We start from the raw sequence: 23377 nt of genomic DNA on the forward strand, positions 1-23377 counted from the left end.
TGTCTGACACACCGCATTGTTTGATTTCACGACTGCTTCGCAGCCGAACGCAGCCTCGATAGCGGCTACACGGGCCAGGCGCGAGATTAATGAGGGTGTCGATAATTCAGAAAGCGGCTATAAAGTGTTCGACTGTCAATCAGGCTGTGACAATGAACCCGTTCGAAGATATGCGTATTTTTTGCCAGGTCATGGACTCCGGCAGCTTCACGGCTGCGGCAGATCAATTGGGGCTGTCCAAGCAATTCGTCAGCCGGCGCCTGATTCAACTCGAAGAGCGCCTGGGCGTGCGCTTGCTCAATCGCTCGACCCGGCGACTGGACGTCACGCCGCTGGGGCAAAGTTATTACGAATCGGCCTTGCGCCTGCTCGGTGAAGTCGAGCAAGTGGAGCAGGGCATCGCCGGCCAGACCACCGAGCCACGGGGCACGATTCGCATCAGCGCACCCTTGTCGTTTGCACTGGCGCATTTGGGCAGCCTGCTGCCGGTGTTTTTGCAGCGATATCGTGATGTCACCGTGGAAGTGGACCTGAGTGATCGCCCGGTGGACTTGCTCAGCGAAGGCTACGACCTGGCCTTGCGCATCGGCATTCTGGAAGACTCGACGCTGATCGCCCGGCGCATCGCGTCGATCCAGCGCGTGTATTGCGCCAGCCCGACGTACCTGGCCGAGCGCGGCACGCCGCTCAAACCCGAAGACCTGCACAGCCATGACTGCCTGCCGTATGGCCACAGTCGTCAGGTGCAATGGCGATTCGACGGGCAGGGCAAACCGCTGACCGTCAATGTCACAGGCCGGATGCGGGTCAACAACGGTGATTTGCTCAAAGACGCGGCGATTGCCGGGATGGGGATTACTTACTTGCCGACGTTTATCGTCGGTGCGGCCTTGAATGACGGCAGGCTGGTGCCGGTGCTGGACGCGTTTCGGCCTGAGCCGCTGAGGTTGTCGGCGGTCTATCCGCAGCACCGCCAGAGTTCGCGGCCGGTACAGGCGTTTATCGAGTTTTTGCGTGAGCGGCTGGATCAGACTGAAGACGGACTCTAAGCCTCACACAGTTCCCCCTGTAGGAGTGAGCCTGCTCGCGATGGCGGAGTGTCAGACGACATCAATGTTGAATGACATATGGCTATCGTGAGCAGGCTCGCTCCTACATTGATGTGTGGATGACCTGGGCTTAGTGGTTATCAGGTCCTTTTGTCATCGCCGTTGACATGAACACCGCGGTCATCGCCGACTTCGCCATTGGCATGAACACCTCGGTCATCACCGACTTCGCCGTTGGCATGAACACCGCGGTCATCACCGACTTCACCATTGGCGTGTACGCCACGGTCGTCGCCGATTTCGCCATTGGCGTGAACACCATTTTGGTTGTGGGATACTTCACCCGAGCGGTGAGCGCCATTTTGGTTGTGGGACACTTCGCCGGAGCGATGAGCGCCATTTTGGTTGTGGGACACTTCGCCGGAGCGATGAACCCCATTTTGGTTGTGGGACACTTCACCGGAACGATGAACCCCATGGTCGTCGCCGATTTCACCGGCACGGTGAACGCCATGATCGTCGCCGATTTCACCGGCACGATGAACGCCATGATCGTCGCCAGGTTCGGCGTGCGTGCCATTGCGCCCGGAGTTGGAGGAGGCTGTGTTGCCGGCATTACCCGGGCCATGGTCGCTGCCGCTGTGACTGCTGCCGCTGTTGCCGCCGCTGCCACTGCCACTATTGCCGCCACTGCCGCTTCCACCGTGACCACCGCTGTTGCCGCCACCGCCACCGCCACCACCATTACCGCCGCCACCACCGCCATTACCGCCGCCGCCACCGCCATTACCACCGCCGCCACCACCATTGCCGCCGCCACCACCACCATTGCCACCGCCGCCATGACCTCCGCCACCGCCGCCACTACCGCCACCGCCACCACCGCCCCCTCCGCCACCACCACCATCCTTGGCCTGAGCGGTCGACATGCTGGACAGACTGTCCGGTATCAATACGGTAGACGCCGACAGGACTGCGCCAATAGCTACTGCAAGTAAAAGCTTGTTGATGTGCATGTCGTTCTCCGTCTTCTTGTTCAGGGTTGGAACGTTGATGAACAATGCAACGTGCTGCTGGATTCAGTTAATGAACACCCCAGCGTTAAGATTTATTCAGTTGTATCGTTGATAAAAAATGCAACATACCGCTCGAACCTGTTGCAGAGGGTCAGTGAATGCTGGAGGCCAGCTCGAAAATCGGCATGTACATCAGGATCACGATGACCCCGATCAACAAGCCGATGAAGGTCATGAGCAGCGGTTCAAACAGTCGTACAAACCATTCGATCCAGCGACTGATTTCTTCGTCGTAGAAGTCGGCGCTGCGTTCCATCATTTGCCCGAGGTTGCCGGACTGCTCGCCAGCGCGCAGCAAGCGCAGGGACACTGGGGTCACGAGGTGATTGAGCTCGAGCGCGGCCGACAGCGATTGGCCCTCACGCACCCGTTCGCAGGCTTCGTCCAGGCGTGTGCGGGAGGCCACGGTGAGCAGGCCCCGCACCATGCCCATGGCCGTGACGAGGGGAATGCCGCCTTGCAGCAAGATCCCCAGCGAGCGGTAGAAGCGCGCCAGTTCATACATGAAGATGCGTTGATGGACTGCCGGGAGTTTTTCGATCAGGCGGTCGACGCCCCGACGAAAGGCCGGTTGGCGCTGGAGGAAGGTGAGGGCGACGATGAGCGCCAGCAACCCGCCGAAGAATTCGCCCTGGTGCGCATGAAGGAACATCCCGCTGCTCATCAGGACTTGTGACATCCACGGCAGGTTCGACCCCAAGCCTTCGAACACCAGGCTGAAGCGCGGCACCACGTAGCCCATCAAAAACAACACCACGCCACCTCCCACCACCAGCAACAGCATGGGGTAGATCGAAGCGCTGACGATTTTCTGCCTGACTTCGTCCATGCGCTGGCGATAGCTGACATAACGGCCCAGCGCTTCGCCCACGGCACCGGTCTTTTCACTGGACTGGACCAGCGCCACGTACAACGGCGGGAACACCGCCGACAACTGGCCCAATGCCTGGGAGAACGACTTGCCCTCATACAGCAGGCGCACCAGTTCACTTAAGGTTTTGCGGGCCTGTGGCGCGGTTTCTTTTTCGGCCAGGCTTTCCAGTGCATCGATCAGCGGCAGGCCCGCATTGAGCAACGTGGTCAGCTCCTGGCTGAATAACACCAGGTTGAAGGTCTCGCGCTGGCGAAACTGCAGCGAGAGAAAATGCCGCTCGGCATGCAGGCTGACCACCCTCAGGCCCTGGTCCTCGACGATGCGCCGGGCTTCGCTGTGGCCGGGGGCCTCGACTGTCATCGAGACCACGCCGGCTTTACCCACGGCTTTGAGATGAAAGCGCATGGTTTTCCCCCGTTATTGCCAACTGGTGACTTCGGCGTTTTCGCCTTCGCCACCGGGTTGCCCGTCCTTGCCCATGGACAACAGGTCGTATTCACCGTTTTCACCGGGATAGCGGTAGGTGTAGTTACGACCCCACGGGTCTTGCGGCAATTTTTTCTGCAAGTAAGGGCCGGTCCAGTGCGTTTCATCGCTGGGCGCGGTGACCAGCGCCTGCAAGCCCTGTTCGGTCGACGGGTAGTGACCGACCTCCAGGCGATACAAATCCAGCGCCTTGCCCAGGCCTTCGATTTGCGCCTTGGCGACTTTGACTTCGGAACGGCCCAGTTGGGCGAAATATTTCGGCGCGACGATGCCAGCCAACAACCCCAGCACCACCAGCACCACCAACAGTTCGAGCAGGGTGAACCCGCGTTGCATACGCGGGGCATAACACAGACGTTGATTCATGATGACCTCACACAGTCGGCAGAAGGGTCGCAATAAAGATTTATGCAATTGCCATGCTCAGCCTTGGGCAACCTTCTGGACCCCCCGTGCCAAGGCCTTTTGCGCTTACGGCACAGTGCTTGCGTATGGCTGATTTACGATCGGCCACTGGGGCATTATCCCCATTTTTTGGGGCCGGCCAGGGGAGGAAAAAAATGAAAACACTCACCGCTGGATTGATCGGATGTCTGTTTTTGACCGGTGTCGCACAGGCCGATGTATTCGTTTCCGTGGACGCCAAGGGCAGCTACGTGCTGTCCAATGTCCACCGTCCCGGTCGTACCTATGAGCGGGTCATTCACGAGCCAACGGCGGCTGTTGTCAGCCTCGATCAGCAACCCCAGATGATCGCCGCACAACCCTATGCCGAGCTGGTCTCGGCAGCGGCCACGGCCAATGAAGTACCGGCTGCGCTGCTGCACGCGGTTATCCGCGCCGAGTCCCGCTATAACGCTGACGCAACGTCCGCCAAAGGCGCTGGCGGGCTGATGCAATTGATGCCCGATACCGCGCGGGAGATGGGGGTCAAGGATGTCTACGATCCGAAGGCCAACATCCAGGGCGGCGCCAAATACCTCAAGCGTTTGTTGACCCTGTTCGACAACGACATCGCACTCGCGGTAGCGGCCTACAACGCCGGCCCGCAAGCCGTGCTCAGCCGTGGCGGGGTGATTCCGCCGTTCGCCGAAACCCAGCGCTACGTGCCGGATGTTTTACGCCAATACCGCCGTCTGCAGGGCTTGGCCGTGGATGCGCCGTTGTAGTGGAACACCACGCGTCGGCTCCCCCCAATAGTGGGGAATGATGGCCCCGGCAGAAAAGTGGGGAATAAGTGGGGAATATCCCCCGAGTTATTAAGTCGTAAACGTAAAGCACTGAAAACAAAGAAAAATATATTTGGCATGAGGATTGCTCAAGGGCATTCAGTCGAGAATTATTCCCTGTGAGCATTTAAAACGAGGCCCGTGATTATGTCCGGCATACCCCACGCTCATCATGTGTTTAACCTGTTGTTGTTTTTCGCACCGATGCTCGGTATCGAGCTGGCCGAAGCGGCCGCGCGCTGCGAACGCAATCTGGTGGCGAACGTCGTGGCACTGGATCAGCCGCTGATGTTCAACCGCCTCGGTGCACAGAACGCCAACGGCATGATGTTCGCCTTGCGCCGCGATGTCGTTGACGATCGCAATATGTCCCTCGCCCAGGGTGGCGCGGCAGTGCCGGGCAAAGTCTCGCTGCGGCCCGACAAGCGTCCGCGCCCACTGGTGCTGCGAGTGGCCGCCGGTGATTGCCTGACGATCAATCTGCAAAACCTGCTGGCGTATCAGGCCAACCCCGGGAAACACGAAGGCGCGGAGCCCGAGGGGGAGGAAGGCACTGAAGTTGGCAATGTGGACGACTTCAAGGTCGATGAGCAAGTCACAGACCGGCATGTCGGCTTCCAGGTCAACGGCCTGCAAGCCGTCAACAGCATTGACGACATCGCCTCCTTTACCGGGCGCAACGCCAACTCCCTGATCCCGCCAGGCGCCACCCGTTCCTACACCTTGTACGCCGAGCGTGAAGGCGCGTTTGCCGCCAGCAGCCGTGGTGCCACTTTTGGTGGGGAGGGCGATGCGGGCAACGTGGCCAACGGCCTGTTCGGCGAAGTGGTGGTGGTGCCCAAGGGTGGCCGCACCTATCGCAACACCGTGACCGAAGAAGAGATGCGCCTGGCCAGCACCGGCCGCACTCCGGCCGGTCAGCCGATTGTCGATTACCAGGCGCGCTATCCGCAGCGCGAACCGTGGATCCGTGAAGGCAAGGCCGGCACGCCGATCATTAACATGGTCGACGGCAACGAAATCATCTCCAGCGAGAGTGACGCGATCGTGATGGGCAGCAACGCCGACGGCAGCTTCCCGCCCTCGACTTATCCGCTGGAAGCCATCGGCAAGCGCAATCCGGCGCTGCCCAACCGGCTGGAACCGTTCCGCGATTTCGCCTCGCAGTTCCAGGATGAAACCGCCGCGACCCAGGCATTCCCTGCGTACTGGGCAGATCCGGTAATGGCCCACGTGCTGGAGCCGACCCGCGACTCGTTCATGATCAACTATGGCTCTGGCGGCATGGGCGCCGAGGTGGTGGCCAACCGATTGGGTGTGGGGCCGATGCACGATTGCCTGTCGTGCGCCTATGAAGAATTCTTCCTCAGTTCCCACACCGTGGGGGACGTGGCGATGCTGGTGGACGTACCGGCCAACGCCGGCCTGGAAAACATTCGTCCGGGTGAAACACCACGCGCCGATCAGGTCGGGGTCAAGGCGACCATGGCGCTGTATCCGTCCGAACCCTCCAACGTCAACCACAGCTACATCGGTGACTTCGTCAAATTCCGCAACACGCACAACGGCCACGAGCAGCACATCTTCCACCTGCACGGGCATCAATGGCTGTTCAACCCCAACGACGACAATTCGGACTATGTCGACGCCCAAGGCATTGGCCCAGGCGCCGGCTACACCTACGAAATCGCCAACGGTGGGTCGGGCAACCGCAACCGCGTGGCGGGCGATGCGATCTATCACTGTCACTTCTACCCGCACTTTGCCCAAGGCATGTGGGCCATGTGGCGGGTACACGATGTGTTTGAGGAAGGCACCAAACTCGAAGTGTCCCAGCAGGGTGCCGACGGTTATCACAGCGAACCGTATGCCTTGCGCAGCGGTAAACCGGCGTCGGGCGCACGGGCCTTGCCCGATGGCGAGATCATTGCCGGTACGCCGATTCCAGCCGTCGTACCGTTGCCGGGCAAAGCCATGGCGCCGATGCCGGGCAAAGTCGCGGTCGTGCCGAAGATCGGTGAAAGCCTGGTGGCCAGTCATGGCGACGATGATCAGGAGGGCGATGACGACGGCGAACATCACGGTGGCAGCGGTGGTGTGCAAGCCATCGGTTCCCTGGCATTGGTGGACCGCAGCGAAGCCAATCGCAATGCCGACGGCAGCCTGAAAAACCCGGGCTATCCGTTCTGGATCGGCGGCATGGAAAGTTCGGTCGGCCAACGTCCGCCAACCCCACCGCTGGACATGCTCGACGCCGCCAAGGCGCAAACCCTGAAAAGCAGCGGCAATGCCTTGTGGGCCAACCTTGACCCCGCTCAGTCCGGTGGTTGGGACGGCGGTTTGGGTCGCCACTCACTGGACGGTTTCTCCTCCGGTGGCCAAGCGCACACCGTGACCACTTCCCTGGATTTCTCCAAGGAAGTGACCCGCGCCAAACCGATTTACATGCCTGAAGAAGGCACCGAAGTCGAACAGGCAGCCATGGCGTTCCATGCCAAAAAAGAACACCCCAGCTATGCCGTTCTGCCGGGCAATCAGGTGGTGGCGCGCAACTTCCGCACCAACGGTGCATTGCCAACGGCGGGGGCGCCGTACTACGAACCGTGCATGGATGACCGGCAAAAACGCCTGACCAGCAGCGCCGGTACCGGCGAATTCAATAGCGGTGAAAAGGCCGACGGCCTGTCGTTCACCGGTGCCTCGACCTTCACCGCCGACCGGCCGCGCATCTATAAAGCGGCCAACATCCAGTTCGACGCGGTATACAACAAGGTCGGTTACCACTTCCCGCAGGCACGCATCCTGGCGCTGTGGGAAGACGCCTGGCCGGTGATTACCAAACAGCGTCCGCCAGAACCTCTAGTGATGCGCATGAACACCTTCGACTGCGTGCAGTACCAGCAAACCAACCTGGTGCCGGCCACCTACGAGATGGACGACTATCAGGTGCGCACGCCCACTGACGTTATCGGTCAGCACATTCACTTGCCTAAATGGGACCTGACGGCGGCTGACGGTTCGGCCAACGGCTGGAACTACGAAGATGGCGTGCTTTCCCCCGGTGCCGTGCAAGAGCGCATCCACGCCATTCGCCAGTTCAACCAGTGCGAAGGCGCCGACCCGCGTGACGGCACGCCAGCCTGCCCGGTGGCCAAGTCGCATCCGTTCTTTGGTCAATATGGCCGGGCCGACTGGGTGGGTGCGCGCACGGCGATGCAGCGCTGGTTCGTCGACCCGGTGGTCAACACCAAGGGCGTCGACCGTGGCCTGGGCACCATTTTCACCCACGACCACTTAGGCCCATCGACGCACCAACAGATCGGTCTGTACGCCACCGTGCTGGCAGAACCGGCCGGTTCCACCTGGTTCCACGCCGAAACCGGCGAGCCTTTGTACAGCGGCGCGCGGCAGGACGGCGGGCCAACGTCGTGGCAAGCGGTGGTGTCCACCGGTGACCTGGACGGCGACGGCAAGAACGACAGCTTCCGTGAGTTCTTCCTCGAATACAGTGACTTCCAGCACGCCTATGAAGCCGGCGTGTACGTGGGCGCCGGCCCGAATGGCGTGCCCAATGCGCAAGCGTTCCCGGCCACCGCCGACAGCTTCCGCTACGCGATCAATCCGCCGGTGCGCAAGGAAGCCGAGACCCTGCTTGAGCAGGTGGTTGAAGCGCGCGGTGGACTGACGCCCGGCTGTCCAAGCCGGCCGTGCCCGCAAGCCATCTCGGTGGATGATCCGGGGATGTTCGTGGTCAATTACCGCAACGAACCGCTGGCCCTGCGGGTGTACGACCCGAACAAGATCGGCCCGGACGGCAAGCGCGGAATGCAGGCCGACGGCCTCGGCGGCGACCTGGCGTATGCCATGCAAAGCCGTACCGACCGTGCAATCGCGGCGATGAACCTGGCGCCGAACCTGGTCACCGCTGCGACCGGCCCTACCGGTGGCACCACGCTGTTCCCGCCGCACATCAACCGTGGCGGCGCGGAACCGGGTGACCCGTTCACCCCGATGCTGCGCACCTACACCGGTGACAATGTGCGGCTGCGGGTGCATGCCGGCGGTCATGAAGAAGAGCACAACGTGACCCTGCATGGCGTGAAGTGGCTGCAAAGCGGTTCCGGTTTCGGCAACAGTTCCAACTCCGGTTGGCGCTCGTCGCAGATGATCGGGATTTCCGAGCAGATGGGCTTCATTGCGCCGGTCTCGATGCTGTCCAGTTCGGCGGCGACCACCGGGGATTATCTGTACTCGATGGACGCTTCTCTGGAAGGTTACTGGAGCGGCATCTGGGGCGTGATGCGCAACTACACCGCGCAACGCAACGACCTGTTCGCACTGCCGAACAACGCGAAACCGGCCGGCATGCGCAACACCGTGGCCTTCGAGGGCACTTGCCCACGGATCGGCGCCAACCCGAACGGCATCGGCACTCGGCCCACTGTGCAACGCAACTATGAAGTGGTCGCGGCGCTGGCCAACGACATCCTCGGCAATCCGCTGAACCTGTCCATCGCTGATCCGGAAGGGCTCGGCCAGCATGTCGGCGGGCCGCTGAATCCGGCGGGCGGTACGCTGGTGTACAACTCGCGTGCGGTGAGCATTCCCCAAGTCACCGTGACTGACCCTGAAGATGGCGAGACCTTCACCATCGGCGGGCAGAGCGGGCCGTTGCATGATCCGACCGCGATCCTGTACGTGCGCAAATCCGATCTGGACCCGGTCAGCGGCAAGCTCAAGCCTGGTGTGCCTGTCGAGCCGCTGGTGCTGCGTGCGGCGGCGGGGGATTGCATCAACATCACCCTGGAAAACCGCTTGCCGACGGTCATGCCGGACCTGGCGCAGATGGCCTCGGTGATGGGCATGGTCAAGCGTGACCGCAACGGTGGCGAAGGCTCCACCACCTTCAGCAATAACCTGTTGCGGCCGTCCAGTACGGTGGGGCTGCACGCACAATTGCTGGCTTACGACATCACCAAGTCCGATGGCACCAACGTCGGCACCAACCCGATCCAGACCGTCCCGCCACGCGTTGGCAACACTGGGGCGTACCCGACCCGTACTTATCAGTACTACGCCGGGCACCTTGAGCGTGAAGGCAAGCCGATCACGCAACTGGGGCGCAGTGTCGACAACATCAATGCCACGGCGATCGAGTTCGGCGGGTTGAATTTCACCCCGGCGGACGTGATCAAGCAGCCACAAAAAGGCCTCGGTGGAGCGATGAGCATTCTGCCGATGGGTGCGACCTGGGTTGAAGACGCACGCAAGGTCAATGCGACGGTCACCGCGCCGGGGCAAACCAGCTACCGCGATTTTGCGATGGTCTGGCAGAAGGCGTTGAACATGCGCTGGGCCAATGGTCGTCCGGTGGAAGGTATTGCCGCAGAAGCCGGCGTGCCGACCGATCCGCAGGACAACTCCAGCATGGCCATCAACTACAAAACCGAACCGATGTGGTTCCGCTTTGGCCTGCCCCCTGACGCGCCATTCGGTCACGCCGGCGGCTACGGCTACGGCGATGTCCCCAATGCGCACATGGCCTATAGCAATGCGTTGGTGGGTGGCGATCCGCAGACGCCGGTCCTGTATGTCAAACCCGGGCAACCGTTCCGCACCCACATTTTGATGCCCACTGGTGGCAGCCGTGGTTCGACCTTCCAGCTGGACGGTCACGTCTGGTCGGTCAACCCGTTCCAGTCGGAGAAGAGCGACACCGGCGGTTACCCGATGGCGACCCCCGGCGTGGGTTCAGTGCGGTTCGGTTACAACCCGATGTCGATGTACATCGGCGCACACGAAAGCATCCTGCCAGCGGCGCATTTCAGCTTCATGCACCCGAGTGCCGGGGCAGCAACGCGATACCGGGCGACTACCTGTTCCGTGATTACGCGGCTTACGGCAATACGGCTGGGTTGTGGGGATTGTTGCGGGTGACCAACGAGCCAGAGCCGGCTCCGGCACCTTAGCAACATGGCCGTGGCGAGGGCGCAAGCGACCTCGCCACAGGATCAGGGTTCGAAGGCAGACACAGATCTGAAGGGGAGAGCGGAATGACCAGGACTATCAAGTTGGCCGGGTTCGCGCTGGTGGCGGGGTCGGCACTGATCTGGCTGGGCGTGTGGCGCACGATGCCGCCGGACATGCTCAGCGAGGTCGCGCTGCCGGATACCTGGAGCGGCCAGAACCTGTCGCGTGACGGGGTCTCCGTGGCGCTTGAAGTCAAACCGCTGGCCAAGGACGGTGTGCTGCGCGAAGGCGAATTTGCCGACGTGCAGTTCCGGGTCAATGACAGTGCCTCGGGCCAGCCGTTGTCGGGCGTCAACCCCGGTGCCTGGCTCGACCCCGAAACCGTCGCCGCCGACCAGGCCCAGGGCCGCGAACAAAGTTGCAAATCGCGGGTCGGGGTGTTCCTCAAGTCGAGCATCGGCGCGCGGCCACTGCTGGACTTGAACAGCTACTTCCTGCTGGTGATGAACCGCGATGCCAGCGTTTCGGTGGTCGACCCGTCGGTGTCGGTCGGTGGCATCACCAGCACCATGGCGCGGATCAACATCAAACAACCGCCAATGGACTGGATCACTCCGAAGGACAACAAACGCGTCTTCGTGTCGATGCCAACGGCTGGGGAAGTGGCCGTGATCGACAGTGAGCAATTCAAGTTGCTGGAATCGGTGGCCGCTGGCAGCAACCCGGTTCGCGTGGCCCTGCAACCCGATGAGCGCCTGCTGTGGGTTGGCAACAATGCGTCGAAAGCGGAGGAGTCCGGGGTCACGGTGATCGACACCCGAAGCCTCAAGCCCCTCAAACACCTGGCCACTGGCGCCGGCCATCACGAAATCGCTTTCAGCAAGGACAGCCGGTTTGCCTTCGTCACCAACCGCGACGACGGCACGCTGAGCATCATCGACATCGCCAGCCTGACCCTCAGCAAGCAGCTCAAGACCGGCTCGCACCCGTTGTCAGTGGCGTACTCGCCGCTGTCTCAGGCGGTGTATGTCGCCGATGGCAAGGACGGCACCGTGACCGTGGTCGACGGTGCCAGCCTGGACGTGCGCCGGGTGATCAAGGTCAGGCAGGGCCTTGGGCCGATGGGGTTCAGCGCTGACGGTCGATTCGGCATCGTGCTCAATACGCTGGAAAACCAGGCCTCGGTGATCGATGCCGCCACCGATTCGCTGATCCATGAACTGGACGTGTCGGCCGAGCCCTATCAAGTGGTGTTCACCAAGGCCTATGCCTACGTGCGCGGGCTCGCTTCGGCCAAAGTCACGATGATCAACCTGTCGTCGCTGGGGCAAGGTCGCACGCCGATCAGCCAGGGTTTTGAAGCCGGCCCGCAGGCGCCACGGCTGGCCGGTGATCTGCCACTGGCGTCGAGCCTGGCGGTGTCGCGGGACGACAACGCGGTGTTCGTGGTCAACCCGGTGGACAACACCACCTATTTCTACGCCGAAGGCATGAACGCGCCGATGTCCGGTTACCCCAACCGCGGGCAAGTGGCGCGGGCGGCGATGGTCATCGACCGCAGCTTGCGCGAGGTTGAACCGGGGCTGTACAGCGCGCGGATCAAGTTGCCGGCGGCCGGGCGGTTCGACGTGGCGTTCCTGCTCAATCAACCGAACATCATCCATTGCTTCACGGCGCTGGTTGAACCCGACAAGCAACTCGCCTCACACCCCGGCGTGCCGAAAGTGGAGTTCATGCTCGACAAGTCAACGGCCGCCCTCGGCAGTCCTTATGTGGTGCGCTTTCGTATCGTTCAGGGCCAGCAGAAGGCCCAGCGCAGCGGGGTCAAGGATGTTCAGGTGCGCTACTTCCGCGCCCCGACTTCACGGGCTCAGGAAGTCGCCGCCCTCGAAGTGGGTAACGGCATTTATGAAGCCCCGGTGACCCTGGACCAGAACGGCGCCTGGTACCTGCACGTCCGTGCGGCGTCGTTGGGGGCGAACTTTGACGACAAGACTTTTGCCAGCGTCCGGGTTCTGCCCGGCAATGCGAACTGAAGAGGACATGGACATGAACCGTTTCGCAAACCGTGGATTGCTGATGTTGTGTCTGTTGACTGCCGGTCTGGGTCAAGCCCTGGCGCACTCGACGGACGAGCATGCCGGACACGACATGCCCGCCAAAAGCGCCAGTTCCGAGAGCGCCCAGGTGAAGTTCGCCGATGTGGCGCTGGTGGACCAGAACGGTAAACCGGTAAGCCTGGAAAAGGACCTGGTACGTAACAAGATCGTGGTCATGAGCTTCATCTATACCAGCTGCACCACGGTGTGCCCGGTGGTGTCCTCGATCATGGGCAAAGTGCAAAAGCAGCTCGGTGCGCGGGTCGGTGGCGAGGTGCAACTGGTGTCGATCAGTGTTGACCCGCAGCGCGACGACGCCAAACGCCTGAACGACTACGCCCGCAATTTTCAGAACGGCCCGGGCTGGAGCTGGCTGACCGGCAGTTCGCAGTCGATCAATGAAACCCTCAAGGGCCTGGGCTCGTTCAATGGCGACTTCAAGAACCATCAACCGTTGATTCTCGTCGGCGACGGCAACAGCCGTCACTGGACTCGCTACTACGGTTTCACCGACCCGGCGGTGCTGACCCGTGAGGTCGAGAAACTCAGCGGCCAGCGCAATGTCCACGCCAAACACACCGCCATTGCCATGGAGGAGCAGCCATGAAAACCCTCGACCGGATTGCCCTGACGGTGGCTGTTTGTCTGTTCAGTTCACTGGCACTTGCCCACGAAGGGCACGAAGAACCCGCGCCAGCGGTGGCTGGCGCACAACCGGCGACCGGCACGCACGACGCAAAAACCTGGTTCACCGACACGCCGTTGCAGGACCAGAACGGCGAAACCCTGCGCTTCTACAGTGACGCGTTGCAAAACCGCGTGGTGCTGCTGAACGTGATGTTCACCAGCTGCAACGATGCCTGCCCGCTGATCACCCGCAAACTCAAGGAAGTGCGTGAGTTGCTGGGCGACAAGGCGGATGGCATCACCTTTATCTCCCTTACCAGTGACCCGCTGCGCGATACGCCAGCGGTACTCAAGGCTTACACCTTGAAACAGGGCGTCGATGGGCCCCACTGGTTTTTTCTTACCGGCGACAAGGCGCAAATGGACCTTGTCCTGGGGCGCATCGGCCAGATCGTGCCGACCCCCGAACAGCATTCAACGCAGTTGATCGTCGGTGATGTGGCCAACAAGCGCTGGAGCAAAATCCGTCCCGATGCTCCGGCTGCCGCCATTGCTCAGCGCTTGCAGTTGCTGACCATGCCCGTGGCCGGTCGCTGAGCGCGCCATGAAAACTGCCCTGATTCTCGGCCTGTTGCTCCTGGGCGGCGTCCCTTTCGCCGTCCAGGCGTTGACGCTGAGCCCGAGCGAAAGCGCGGGCAAGCGGCTGTACCGCGAAGGTGTGTCCGAGAGTGGAGAGCCGGTCATGGCCCGAGTGGGTGCGGCCGATATGGTGCTGCCCGCCAGCAGCCTGCCGTGCGCCAACTGCCATGGGGCCGACGGACAGGGACGGCCGGAAGGCGGGGTGCGACCACCGGACATCAGCTGGTCGCGCCTTTCCAGCCGCTACGGCCAGGAACAGATCAATGGCCGCGATTATCCGGCCTACACCGAGGGGGCGTTGGCGCGAGCCATTCAGGAAGGTCGCGATTCAGCCAACAATCGGCTCGACCCGGCAATGCCCCGGTTCGTGCTGTCGATGAAGGATCAGCGCAACCTGACGGCGTACCTCAAACGCGTGGCCGATGACCGCGATCCCGGTTTGACCGCTGACACGTTGCACCTGGGCTCGTTGTTGCCGAGTCAGGGACCATTGGCGCAAGAGGGCGCAACGGTGGCGGCCGTGCTCAAGGGCAGCGTGCTGCGGATTAATGCGGCGGGGGGGATTCATGGCCGGCAATTGCGCCTGACCATCCTCGATCCTGGCCCCACCCGCGCCAGTGCCGAGAAGGCGCTAGGCCAGTTGATTGAACAGGAACAGGTGTTCGCCCTGATCGCACCGCTGGCGCCAGCGCTGGATTCGGACCTGGCGGTACGCCTGGAACAGGCCGGAGTCCCGTTGATCGGGCCGCTTTCGTTGCAAGGCTCGGCGCAGTCCAGCCGGCAGATTTTCGAACCGCTGCCGGGTCTTCGCGAACAGCTGATCGCCCTGGCTGACTACGCCGCCACCAGTTTGCGTGTGCTCCAGGGCCCGACGCTAATTACCTACCCGGACGAACCAAACCAGCGGCTGGCGGCGCAGAACCTCGGCCAATACTTGCAAGATCACGCCTGGCAACACGTGCGGTTGCAAGCCTACGACTCTGCGCAGGACGACCTGCCGCTGGGCTCGCGCTCGGTGTTTTACCTGGGCAGCGGCAGTCACTTCAGTCGTTTGGCCGAGCGTTTGCAGACGGCGGGGCAGGTGCCTTACCTGTTTGCGGCTTCGAATCAGGTGGCCGGTGACGTGTTGCAAGTGCCCAGCGGGTTTTCCCGGCGGTTGTTTTTGGCCTACCCGTTCGTGCCCAGTGACTGGACGCTGGCCGGGCGCCTGGCGCTGACGCAATTGCGCGAAAACCAGGGGCTTGGCGGTCAGCACGCGGTGCTGCAAGTGGGCGCCTTCAGTTCGATGCTGCTGCTCAGCGAAGGCATGAAGCAGGCCGGACGTGATGCCAGCCGCGAGAAGCTCATCAATGCCCTGGAAGGTCTGCACGACTTCGATACCGGCCTGACCCCGCTGATCAGCTTTGGCCCGGGCCGTCGCCTGGGCTTGCGCGGAGCACACGTCGTCACGGTGGACCTGCCCGACCAGCGATTTTTTCTGGTTGCCCCCTACAAACCCATTGCCGCCATGCCCTGACCGGAGGCCGATCATGAAACTCAACACGGTACTGATACTGCTGACGATGTGGGTCCCGGTGGCGTTCTGCACTAACGGCCCGGCTGCCGCGCGGGTCAATGGCGAAGAGATTTCCGAGTTTCGCCTGGAGCGTTACTTCGCCGAATTCCTGGAGGATCAGGGCCGGGCGGTGGGCAATATTCGTAACCCCAAGGCATACAAACAATTGCGGCAGAAAGCGCTGGAAGCGCTGATCGACAAGGAATTGCTGTGGCAGGAAGCGGTCAAGCGTGGTGTGGTGATCAGCGATACGGAAGTGCAGAGCCAGGTCGAACAGACCCGGCAAGCGATTGGCGGCCCCGAGGTATTTGCCCGCAGGCTCCAGGATGCCGGGTTTGACGAGGCCAGCTTTACCGAATACACCCGCCGGGAGCTGGCGGCCCAGCGAATCTTTGCCGACCTGATCCAGGTGGGCCAGCCGGATGAGCAACAGGTCCGGGCGTTTTACCAGGAACATCGCGCCGACATGGGCCGGCCCGAAGAAATCCAGGCCCGGCACATCCTGATCAAAGTGCCCCAGGGCGCCGATGCCGCCACGGTTGAAGCGGCACGTCTACGCTTAAGCGCGATGCGCGTGAAAATCAGCCAGGGTGAAGACTTTGCCAGCGTTGCCCGGGCCGGCTCCGAAGACGCTTCTGCCAGTGAAGGCGGCGATCTGGGCTATTTTCCTCGTGGGCGCATGCTGCCTGAATTCGAAGCGGCAGCGTTTGCCCTGGCGCCGGGTGCCGTCAGTGAGCCCGTGCGCACGTCATTGGGCTGGCACTTAATACTTCTTCAGAACCACGTGGAGGCGGCCGATGTCTCAGAGCAGCAGGGTCTTGAAATGGTCCGGGCCTACCTTGCCCGACAACATCAGGCCCAGGCTCGCCTACAGGTTTTGGCGCAACTTCGATCAAGTAATCGAATCGAGCGGATTGATGATGATTGAATGTACTCTCCCCCAAAAGTGGGGAAAGCTTGCGCGTAAATTCGAGCGCTTCCCCGTGTTTGGGGGAAGGGGTACGCGGGCGAAAAAGATTTGTCACGGAAATCAAAGAGATGAGTCGGCGAAAAACCGGCTCCGAGTCTGGCATGAAGTGTGCGTTAGCCTGATTGAAGGCGCGTACTCCCAGGCACGAATTTCGGACCTGCGGTTACAAGGAGTCGACCTTGTTGAACAAAATACTGGTTGTTGATGACGAGCAACTTCTTGCGGAAAACCTCCAGGGTTACCTGCAGGCGCAAGAGTTGGAGGTCCGGATTGCTCACGATGGTGCACAAGGAATCGTAGAGGCTGACGATTTCGCACCCGATGTGATGGTGTTCGATTACCGCTTGCCGGATATGGAAGGCTTTGAGGTGCTCGATGCCATCCGCCAGAAACAGAAGTGTCACTTTGTGCTGATTACAGGGCATCCAACCGCAGAGGTATGCGAGCGGGCCCGGCAACTGGGAGTCAGCCACATTCTGTTCAAACCGTTTCCATTGGCGGAATTGGCGCGTGCAGTACTTGATCTTCTGGGGAGGCAACGCGAACCCAAAGCGGGTGTGAGCAGTTCTGAAGGCTTCGTCGAACGACGCCAGAGCAGGACCGAGAGTTTCCCGCTGCAGTTGTACGACGGTAGTTGGGTGCTTGCGGATCGCCGACGTAGTACATCGGCCTCCATGGCGCCAGACGACGAACAACTGCTCACCGGGGAGTAATGGCGCGACAAGACGTTCCGGCATCCGCCGCGATGACTCGCCGCGCCGACAGGGCTCAAAGCCCCGGGCGTTGGAGAGCTTGCCATGGACCGTCTATTGGTTGCCGTCGAACCGGCGTTGTTGGACTGTGTGCCGTCTCGTTTTTCCAGTGAGCAATTGGCTCAGGCGCGAGCCTTGGCCAGCAGTTCCGGCGAACGGGTCCTGGACGCCCTCGGGGAGTTATGCGAACTGGCCCCGATGCCCTTCATCCAGTGCCTGGGCACCACCCTGCATTATCCGGTGCTCGACACCGACAGCCTGTTCAAGTCCACCCCGGTATTCGACCGGGTCACCCTGGCCCAATGCCTCAAGCGCGAATTCATTCTGCTGCGTCATGACGATGCGGTCATTGGCGTGTTTGCCGACCCGTTTGATACGGCGCGCCTGGCCTGGATCGACGACTGCCTGCACGGCGCGCCGCTGTACCTGGTGCATGCCGATGACCTGAAAGCCTACCTGGCCCGCCACGAAGAAAGCTTCCACGCGGTGGAGTCGCTCAATGCCCAATCCGATGGCACCATCGAAATCGATAACCTGCAAAGCCTGTCCCTGACCAGCATCAGCGAAGATTCCAGCGTCGTCGTCAAACTGGTCAACTCGACCCTCTACGACGCCTTGAAAATGCACGCCAGTGACATCCACCTGGGCACCACCGGCAGCGGTCTGGTGATCAAATACCGGATCGATGGCGTGCTGAACAACATCAGTAAAATCCAGGGGTGCGAGTTCGCCGAGCAGGTCATCTCCCGGGTCAAGGTCATGGCCGAACTGGACATCGGCGAAAAACGCGTGCCCCAGGATGGTCGCTTCAAGATCGGCATCAGTGGCCGGCAAATCGACTTCCGGGTATCGATCATGCCGAGTATTTTCGGTGAAGACGCGGTGTTGCGGGTGCTCGACAAACAGGACCTGGCCGACAAGGTCAGCGGCGTGCAATTGCAGGCGCTGGGCTTCGAAGAAGAAACCCTGCGCCAACTACGGCGCCTGGCCAGCGAACCTTATGGCATGGTGCTGGTCACCGGGCCTACCGGTAGCGGTAAAACCACCACGTTGTACGCGATGATCACCGAGATCAACCACGGCGTGGACAAGATCATCACCATTGAAGACCCGGTGGAATATCAACTGCCGGGCGTGCTGCAAATCCCGGTCAACGAAAAGAAAGGCCTGACCTTCGCCCGTGGTTTGCGCTCGATCCTGCGTCATGACCCGGACAAGATCATGGTCGGTGAAATCCGCGACCCTGAAACCGCGCAAATCGCCGTGCAATCGGCGCTCACCGGGCACCTGGTGTTCACCACCATCCACGCCAACAACGTGTTCGACGTGATCGGCCGTTTCACCCAAATGGAAATCGACCCCTACAGCCTGGTGTCGGCCCTCAACGCGGTGCTGGCGCAGCGTTTGATCCGACTGGTCTGCGCCAGTTGCAGCGCGCCTGTCACCCCTACCGACGATGAATTGCTGGCTTCGGGCCTCGACCCTCAACAGGTCGGGCATTACCAGTTTGTGCATGGCAAGGGCTGCGGCCACTGCCGGGGCACGGGCTATCGCGGGCGCAGTGCGATCGCCGAGCTGCTGCACCTGGACGACGAGCTGCGGCAAATGATTGTCGAGCGCCAACCCATTTCGAAAATCAAGTCCCACGCCTGCAAACGTGGCTTGCGCCTGCTGCGCGAGTCGGCACTGGAACTGGTGCAGCAGGGGCGGACTACGCTGGAGGAGATCAATCGTGTCACTTTTATCTCGTGATCGATATGTCGCCGTACTCGGCGCCAGTGGTGTTGGCCTGGGCCAGCGCCGTGGCAGCGAAACCCTGTGGCTGGGCAGCGTCGGCTTCATCGACGAAGGCTTCCATGCCTGGGCTGTCGCCCTCGAAACCCTCGACCGCTTGCTGGGCGAGCACGCGCCTGCCGGTGCGGAGCTTTGCGTGGTGATCTCCGGGCACTTCAGTCGTTTTTGCCTGGTGCCCTGGAGCGAAGCGATCAGCACCCCCGACGAATTGCTCGGGTTCGCCCAACTGTGTTTCGAAGACCTGTATGGCGTTCCCACCCAGCCCTGGAGCATGGTGCTGTCGGCCGAACCTGCGGGTTACGACCGCATCGCCACCGCACTGCCGCAAGACTTGCTGACGCGCCTGCGCAGCTTGGTCAGCGGTCGTGGTCTGCGTTTGCGTTCGGTGCAGCCGTACTTGATGGCCGCGTTCAACCACTTCGACAAGAGTTTTGACCACGGCGACTTTCTGTTCGTGGTCGCCGAACCGGTGCGCAGTGTGTTGTTGCTGGCGCGGGAAGGGCGTTGGGTGTCGGTGCGTTCGGTGGGCAGCAGTGACAGCGATGCCGCACTGACCGCACTGATCGGTCGTGAAAGCCAATTGCAGGCCTCCACCAGCGAACGGCCGCTCCATCTCTACCTGCATGCGCCGGCCCGCATCGACTCGCATCCAGATGTGCCGGGCGTGCAGTTGCGCACCCTTGAAGAAGACCAGGCATCCGTACGCGACAGTTTGTACGTCATGTCCCGGGCGGTGGCCTGACATGCGCCCGCTGATGCTCGACTTCCAGCCGCGTCGCCGTTCCGGTCCATTGGGCTGGAGCTTGCTGGGCGGTGGCGTGGTACTGGCGCTGGTGTGCGTCTTCGTCCAGCAACACCTCAATGACGAGGCCTCGCAGCAGCAAGGACATTTGCAGCACGCCCAGCGTGTCCTCACCGGAGACACCGGCAGCAAACCCACGCTGACCCCGGCCGAAACCCGCGAGCAGGCACAGAACCTGGCGGAAATGCGCAAGGTTTCACAGCAGCTGCGCCGGCCATGGGAGCGTCTGTTCGCCATGCTCGAAGCCATGCCGCGCGACAACATCGCCTTGCTGGCCCTGACCCCGGACGCGCGCAAGGGGCAGGTGCGGATCAGCGCCGAGGCGCGGGATCTGGAAGCCATGCTCGAATTTCACCAGCGTCTGGAAGCCAGCGAAGAGCTGTCCGACGTGTCGTTGCTCAGCCACGAAATCGTCGCCAACGTGCCGGAACACCCGGTGCAATTCAACCTGTCGGCCAGTTGGGAGATCGGCGATGCGAATCCCTAGATTGATCGTCCACGAATACCTGCAAGGCCTGGGCGTTCCTGGTCTGGCGGGCATGGCGCTGCTGGTGGTCGGCTTGGTGTATGGCCTGGGCGCGTTGATGCCGGACTGGCAAGCGGTGCAACAGCTGAGCCAGCAAACCCGCGAAGCCGGCGAGTACCTGGCCAAGGTTGAAGACGGCAGCGTCGCCGCCCCGGTGGTGCCGCAGCGCCAACTCGACGACTTCCGCAGCAAACTGCCGGCCCAGCCTCAGGCCACCGTGGCCATCGACAAAATCTACGCACTGGCCACGCAGGAACACATCACCCTGAGCCGCGGTGAGTACTCACTGGGCATCGATCCCAAGACGCACCTGGCCCGTTACCAGATTCTGCTGCCGGTGCGGGGCAGCTATCCGCAACTGCGGCGCTTCCTGCACGCCTTGCTCGGCCAGTTACCGGCGGTGGTGGTGGAGGACCTGGAGTTGCAGCGTAAAAAGATCGCCGACACCGACCTGACCGGGCGGATCCGCATGACCCTTTACCTGTCGAGGTCATGATGAATACCAAGCGCGTAGCGGGTTGGGTGGCGTTCTTCGGCGTGGCCGCGGGGCTGGCCTGGGGGCCTCAATACTTCCAACAGGCGGACGACGGTGATGATTCGGCCACCGCCGTGGCAACCGCCAGTAAAAACAAAACCGGTGGCGCGCTGTCGGCGGTATCCGCCAAAGGCAAACCGGCGGTGATCAAGGACCTGAGCCCGTCCGGCGACCTGTTCGCCCCCCGCAGCTGGAAGCCGGCGCCGACGCTGGCCAGCGTCACCGAACAACAACTCGTCAACCAGACCCCGGTGGTACAAGCCCCCAGCGTACCGCCGATGCCATTCCAGTTCGTTGGCAAGCTTGATGACCATTCCGACCTGCAAATATTTTTGCTGAGCGGCGAAAAAATATACGTCGTACGCAAAGGGGATGTGATCGACGACACATGGAAGATCGAGCGGATATCCGATATGGAACTCAGCTTTGTCTACTTGCCTCTGCATTTGTCCCAGACTTTGTCTGTGGGGAGCGAGCAATGAACAGATCCCGTTTGCTGTTGAGCGTTTGCATCACTGCAGCGCTGGCTGCGTGTAGTTCGGCGCAGGTCGCTAACCAGGAGGCCACTGCACTGATCGAATCAGGGCAGTATGAAGCCGGCCTGGCACGCATTGAGGAAGGGTTGCGCGAAGACCCTCGCGATACTCAACTGCACATAGCCCTCAACAGCGGACGTGCCCTGGCAGTCAAGACGTTATTGACCCAGGCAGACATGGACCGCACACAACGCGATTTTGCTTCGGCGCGCATGGCCTACCACCGGGTATTGAACATCGAGCCGAACAACCGTCGCGCCCAGGACGCGCTGCGCCAACTCGACTACCTGCGCAGCATGGATGAAAAACTCGAACTGGCCCGTGGCGATCTGCGCCGTGGCGATATCTACGGTGCCGACCGTCAGGTCAAACAGATCCTCGAACTCGACCCCAAGAACGAGGGGGCCATGGAGCTGCAAGGCAACATCCGCCTGGTGCAGAGCCGCAACGTGGTGCCGTACCCACAGCTGCGTACTCGTCTGGACCGGCCGGTGACCCTGGAGTTTCGCGACGCCAACTTGAAAACCATCTTCGAAGTCTTGTCCCAGGTGGCAGGTTTGAATTTCATCTTCGACAAGGACCTGCGCCCGGACATGAAAGCCACGATCTTCGTGCGTGACGTGCGCATTGAGGACGCCGTGCAACTGCTGCTGCAACAGAACCAGTTGCACCAGAAAGTGGTGAATGAGAACACGTTGCTGATCTACCCGGATTCACCACAGAAACTCAAGGACTACCAAGAGCTGGTGATGCGCACGTTCTACCTGACCAGCATTGATGCGAACACCGCACTGAACATGGTCAAGACCATGCTCAAGACCCGCGACGTGTTTGTCGACGAACGCCTCAACACCTTGACCATGCGCGACACTGAAGACGCCGTTCGCATGGCGGAAAAGCTCCTGCAATCGCAAGACCAGTCCAATCCGGAAGTGGTACTGGAAGTGGAAGTGATGGAAGTCGCCACCCAGCGGATTCTCGACCTTGGCCTGCAATGGCCGAACACCTTCGGCGTGATTAATAGCGATGGTTCGGCGGTGTCCGTTCTCGATCAACTCAAAGGCATCGACTCCAGCCGGATCACCATCAACCCATCGCCTCAGGCCAAGATCAACGCCCAGGACAAAGACATCAACACCCTGGCCAGCCCGGTGATTCGGGTCAGCAACCGCGAACAGGCGCGCATCCACATCGGTCAGCGCGTGCCGATCATCAGCGCCACCTCGGTGCCTTCGACCCAGGGCCCGGTGATCACCGAAAGCGTGACCTACCTTGACGTCGGTCTCAAGCTCGAAGTGCAACCCATCGTGCACCTGAACAACGAAGTAGCGATCAAGATCGCGCTGGAAGTCAGTAACGCCACGCCGCTGACGCCGACCGCTCAGGGCACCATTCCGGTCCAGGTCGATACCCGCAATGCACAAACCACGCTGCGTCTGCATGACGGTGAAACCCAGATTCTCGCCGGCCTGATGCGTGATGACCATGGCAGCACCGGCAACAAGATTCCCGGCCTTGGCGACATTCCCGGTTTGGGCCGCTTGTTTGGCAGCAACAAGGACGACGTCAGCAAATCCGAGTTGGTGCTGTCGATTACCCCGCGGATCGTGCGCAACCTGCCGTACCAGAGCCCATCGGACATGGAATTCACGACCGGTACCGAAACCAGCATGCACATCCAGGCCCCGGACCGCCGGATGGAACCGCAGATCCAGAATGAGCACATTGATCGGCCAATGACTGGCATCAGCACCGAAGTGACTGTTGGCCGGCCGGTGGCGGCAGCCACCACTCAAGTGACCGTTGGCCGGCCGGTGGCGGCCGCTACCACTCAAGTGACCATTGAGAAGCCTTGATC

At 61.5% G+C, this 23377-nt stretch carries 16 protein-coding genes and 2 pseudogenes; 15 read left to right on the forward strand and 3 right to left on the reverse strand.

Annotated features, from left to right (window positions below):
• Nucleotides 1–152 precede the first annotated feature (152 nt).
• Nucleotides 153–1049, forward strand: a complete 897-nt coding sequence (locus AB4N76_RS25855; RefSeq protein WP_460163727.1) for a LysR family transcriptional regulator — start codon at nt 153–155, stop codon at nt 1047–1049.
• A gap of 416 nt (nt 1050–1465) precedes the next feature.
• Here the strand turns inward: AB4N76_RS25855 and AB4N76_RS25860 are convergent.
• The 3 genes and pseudogenes from AB4N76_RS25860 to gspG form a co-directional block, all read right to left on the reverse strand.
• A pseudogene (locus tag AB4N76_RS25860) lies at nt 1466–2065 on the reverse strand (hypothetical protein); the annotation flags it as partial.
• 151 nt (nt 2066–2216) lie between these two features.
• A complete protein-coding gene (locus AB4N76_RS25865) occupies nt 2217–3404 on the reverse strand; it encodes a type II secretion system F family protein (protein ID WP_109787777.1) in 1188 nt (395 codons plus the stop codon).
• A 12-nt stretch (nt 3405–3416) separates the two neighbouring features.
• Nucleotides 3417–3851, reverse strand: coding sequence for a type II secretion system major pseudopilin GspG (gene gspG, locus AB4N76_RS25870; RefSeq protein WP_046027982.1), 435 nt, complete (start codon nt 3849–3851; stop codon nt 3417–3419).
• A 194-nt stretch (nt 3852–4045) separates the two neighbouring features.
• Here gspG and AB4N76_RS25875 point away from each other — a divergent pair, with 194 nt between their 5' ends.
• The 14 genes and pseudogenes from AB4N76_RS25875 to AB4N76_RS25940 all read left to right on the forward strand — a co-directional run bounded on the left by AB4N76_RS25875 (nt 4046) and on the right by AB4N76_RS25940 (nt 23375).
• Entirely contained in the window at nt 4046–4654 is a 609-nt protein-coding gene (locus AB4N76_RS25875; RefSeq protein ID WP_046027981.1) for a lytic transglycosylase domain-containing protein, read from the forward strand.
• 207 nt (nt 4655–4861) lie between these two features.
• Nucleotides 4862–10683, forward strand: a pseudogene (mnxG, locus tag AB4N76_RS25880) (manganese-oxidizing multicopper oxidase MnxG).
• A gap of 84 nt (nt 10684–10767) precedes the next feature.
• Nucleotides 10768–12720, forward strand: a complete 1953-nt coding sequence (locus tag AB4N76_RS25885) for a YncE family protein (RefSeq protein WP_077430394.1) — start codon at nt 10768–10770, stop codon at nt 12718–12720.
• A gap of 13 nt (nt 12721–12733) precedes the next feature.
• Nucleotides 12734–13390 carry an SCO family protein gene (locus AB4N76_RS25890; RefSeq protein WP_077432163.1) on the forward strand — a complete coding sequence of 219 codons (657 nt, stop codon included), beginning with the start codon at nt 12734–12736 and terminating at the stop codon, nt 13388–13390.
• Nucleotides 13387–14007, forward strand: a complete 621-nt coding sequence (locus AB4N76_RS25895; RefSeq protein WP_046027979.1) for an SCO family protein — start codon at nt 13387–13389, stop codon at nt 14005–14007. Before AB4N76_RS25890 ends, AB4N76_RS25895 begins: the two co-directional genes overlap by 4 nt.
• A gap of 7 nt (nt 14008–14014) precedes the next feature.
• Nucleotides 14015–15565, forward strand: a complete 1551-nt coding sequence (locus AB4N76_RS25900; protein ID WP_460163728.1) for a cytochrome c/ABC transporter substrate-binding protein — start codon at nt 14015–14017, stop codon at nt 15563–15565.
• 13 nt (nt 15566–15578) lie between these two features.
• A complete protein-coding gene (locus AB4N76_RS25905) occupies nt 15579–16532 on the forward strand; it encodes a peptidylprolyl isomerase (RefSeq protein ID WP_077430392.1) in 954 nt (317 codons plus the stop codon).
• A 221-nt stretch (nt 16533–16753) separates the two neighbouring features.
• On the forward strand, nt 16754–17287 hold the full coding sequence (locus AB4N76_RS25910; protein ID WP_046027976.1) for a response regulator: 534 nt from the start codon (nt 16754–16756) through the stop codon (nt 17285–17287).
• 84 nt (nt 17288–17371) lie between these two features.
• Nucleotides 17372–19078, forward strand: coding sequence for a GspE/PulE family protein (locus AB4N76_RS25915; RefSeq protein WP_046027975.1), 1707 nt, complete (start codon nt 17372–17374; stop codon nt 19076–19078).
• On the forward strand, nt 19059–19862 hold the full coding sequence (locus AB4N76_RS25920) for a hypothetical protein (protein ID WP_046027974.1): 804 nt from the start codon (nt 19059–19061) through the stop codon (nt 19860–19862). Before AB4N76_RS25915 ends, AB4N76_RS25920 begins: the two co-directional genes overlap by 20 nt.
• Before the next feature lies 1 nt (nt 19863).
• Nucleotides 19864–20409: a PilN domain-containing protein gene (locus AB4N76_RS25925; RefSeq protein ID WP_046027973.1), complete on the forward strand. Its 546-nt coding sequence runs from the start codon at nt 19864–19866 to the stop codon at nt 20407–20409.
• Complete coding sequence (locus AB4N76_RS25930; protein WP_046027972.1) at nt 20396–20944, forward strand: GspMb/PilO family protein; 549 nt, start codon at nt 20396–20398, stop codon at nt 20942–20944. Before AB4N76_RS25925 ends, AB4N76_RS25930 begins: the two co-directional genes overlap by 14 nt.
• On the forward strand, nt 20944–21465 hold the full coding sequence (locus AB4N76_RS25935) for a hypothetical protein (RefSeq protein WP_460163729.1): 522 nt from the start codon (nt 20944–20946) through the stop codon (nt 21463–21465). The genes AB4N76_RS25930 and AB4N76_RS25935 overlap by 1 nt, the downstream gene beginning before the upstream one ends.
• On the forward strand, nt 21462–23375 hold the full coding sequence (locus AB4N76_RS25940; protein ID WP_460163730.1) for a secretin N-terminal domain-containing protein: 1914 nt from the start codon (nt 21462–21464) through the stop codon (nt 23373–23375). The genes AB4N76_RS25935 and AB4N76_RS25940 overlap by 4 nt, the downstream gene beginning before the upstream one ends.
• Nucleotides 23376–23377: the final 2 nt, after the last annotated feature.

Source organism: Pseudomonas sp. S2_F03, assembly GCF_054668335.1.

Bases quoted from the DNA above. Each gene is read 5' to 3' on its own strand.
- AB4N76_RS25900 (WP_460163728.1), top strand. From the start codon at position 14,015: ATGAAAACTGCCCTGATTCTCGGCCTGTTGCTCCTGGGCGGCGTCCCT.
- AB4N76_RS25915 (WP_046027975.1), top strand. From the start codon at position 17,372: ATGGACCGTCTATTGGTTGCCGTCGAACCGGCGTTGTTGGACTGTGTG.
- AB4N76_RS25905 (WP_077430392.1), top strand. From the start codon at position 15,579: ATGAAACTCAACACGGTACTGATACTGCTGACGATGTGGGTCCCGGTG.
- AB4N76_RS25875 (WP_046027981.1), top strand. From the start codon at position 4,046: ATGAAAACACTCACCGCTGGATTGATCGGATGTCTGTTTTTGACCGGT.
- AB4N76_RS25865 (WP_109787777.1), bottom strand. From the start codon at position 3,404: ATGCGCTTTCATCTCAAAGCCGTGGGTAAAGCCGGCGTGGTCTCGATG.
- AB4N76_RS25935 (WP_460163729.1), top strand. From the start codon at position 20,944: ATGAATACCAAGCGCGTAGCGGGTTGGGTGGCGTTCTTCGGCGTGGCC.
- AB4N76_RS25855 (WP_460163727.1), top strand. From the start codon at position 153: ATGAACCCGTTCGAAGATATGCGTATTTTTTGCCAGGTCATGGACTCC.
- AB4N76_RS25885 (WP_077430394.1), top strand. From the start codon at position 10,768: ATGACCAGGACTATCAAGTTGGCCGGGTTCGCGCTGGTGGCGGGGTCG.
- AB4N76_RS25940 (WP_460163730.1), top strand. From the start codon at position 21,462: ATGAACAGATCCCGTTTGCTGTTGAGCGTTTGCATCACTGCAGCGCTG.
- AB4N76_RS25895 (WP_046027979.1), top strand. From the start codon at position 13,387: ATGAAAACCCTCGACCGGATTGCCCTGACGGTGGCTGTTTGTCTGTTC.
- AB4N76_RS25925 (WP_046027973.1), top strand. From the start codon at position 19,864: ATGCGCCCGCTGATGCTCGACTTCCAGCCGCGTCGCCGTTCCGGTCCA.
- gspG (WP_046027982.1), bottom strand. From the start codon at position 3,851: ATGAATCAACGTCTGTGTTATGCCCCGCGTATGCAACGCGGGTTCACC.
- AB4N76_RS25890 (WP_077432163.1), top strand. From the start codon at position 12,734: ATGAACCGTTTCGCAAACCGTGGATTGCTGATGTTGTGTCTGTTGACT.
- AB4N76_RS25930 (WP_046027972.1), top strand. From the start codon at position 20,396: ATGCGAATCCCTAGATTGATCGTCCACGAATACCTGCAAGGCCTGGGC.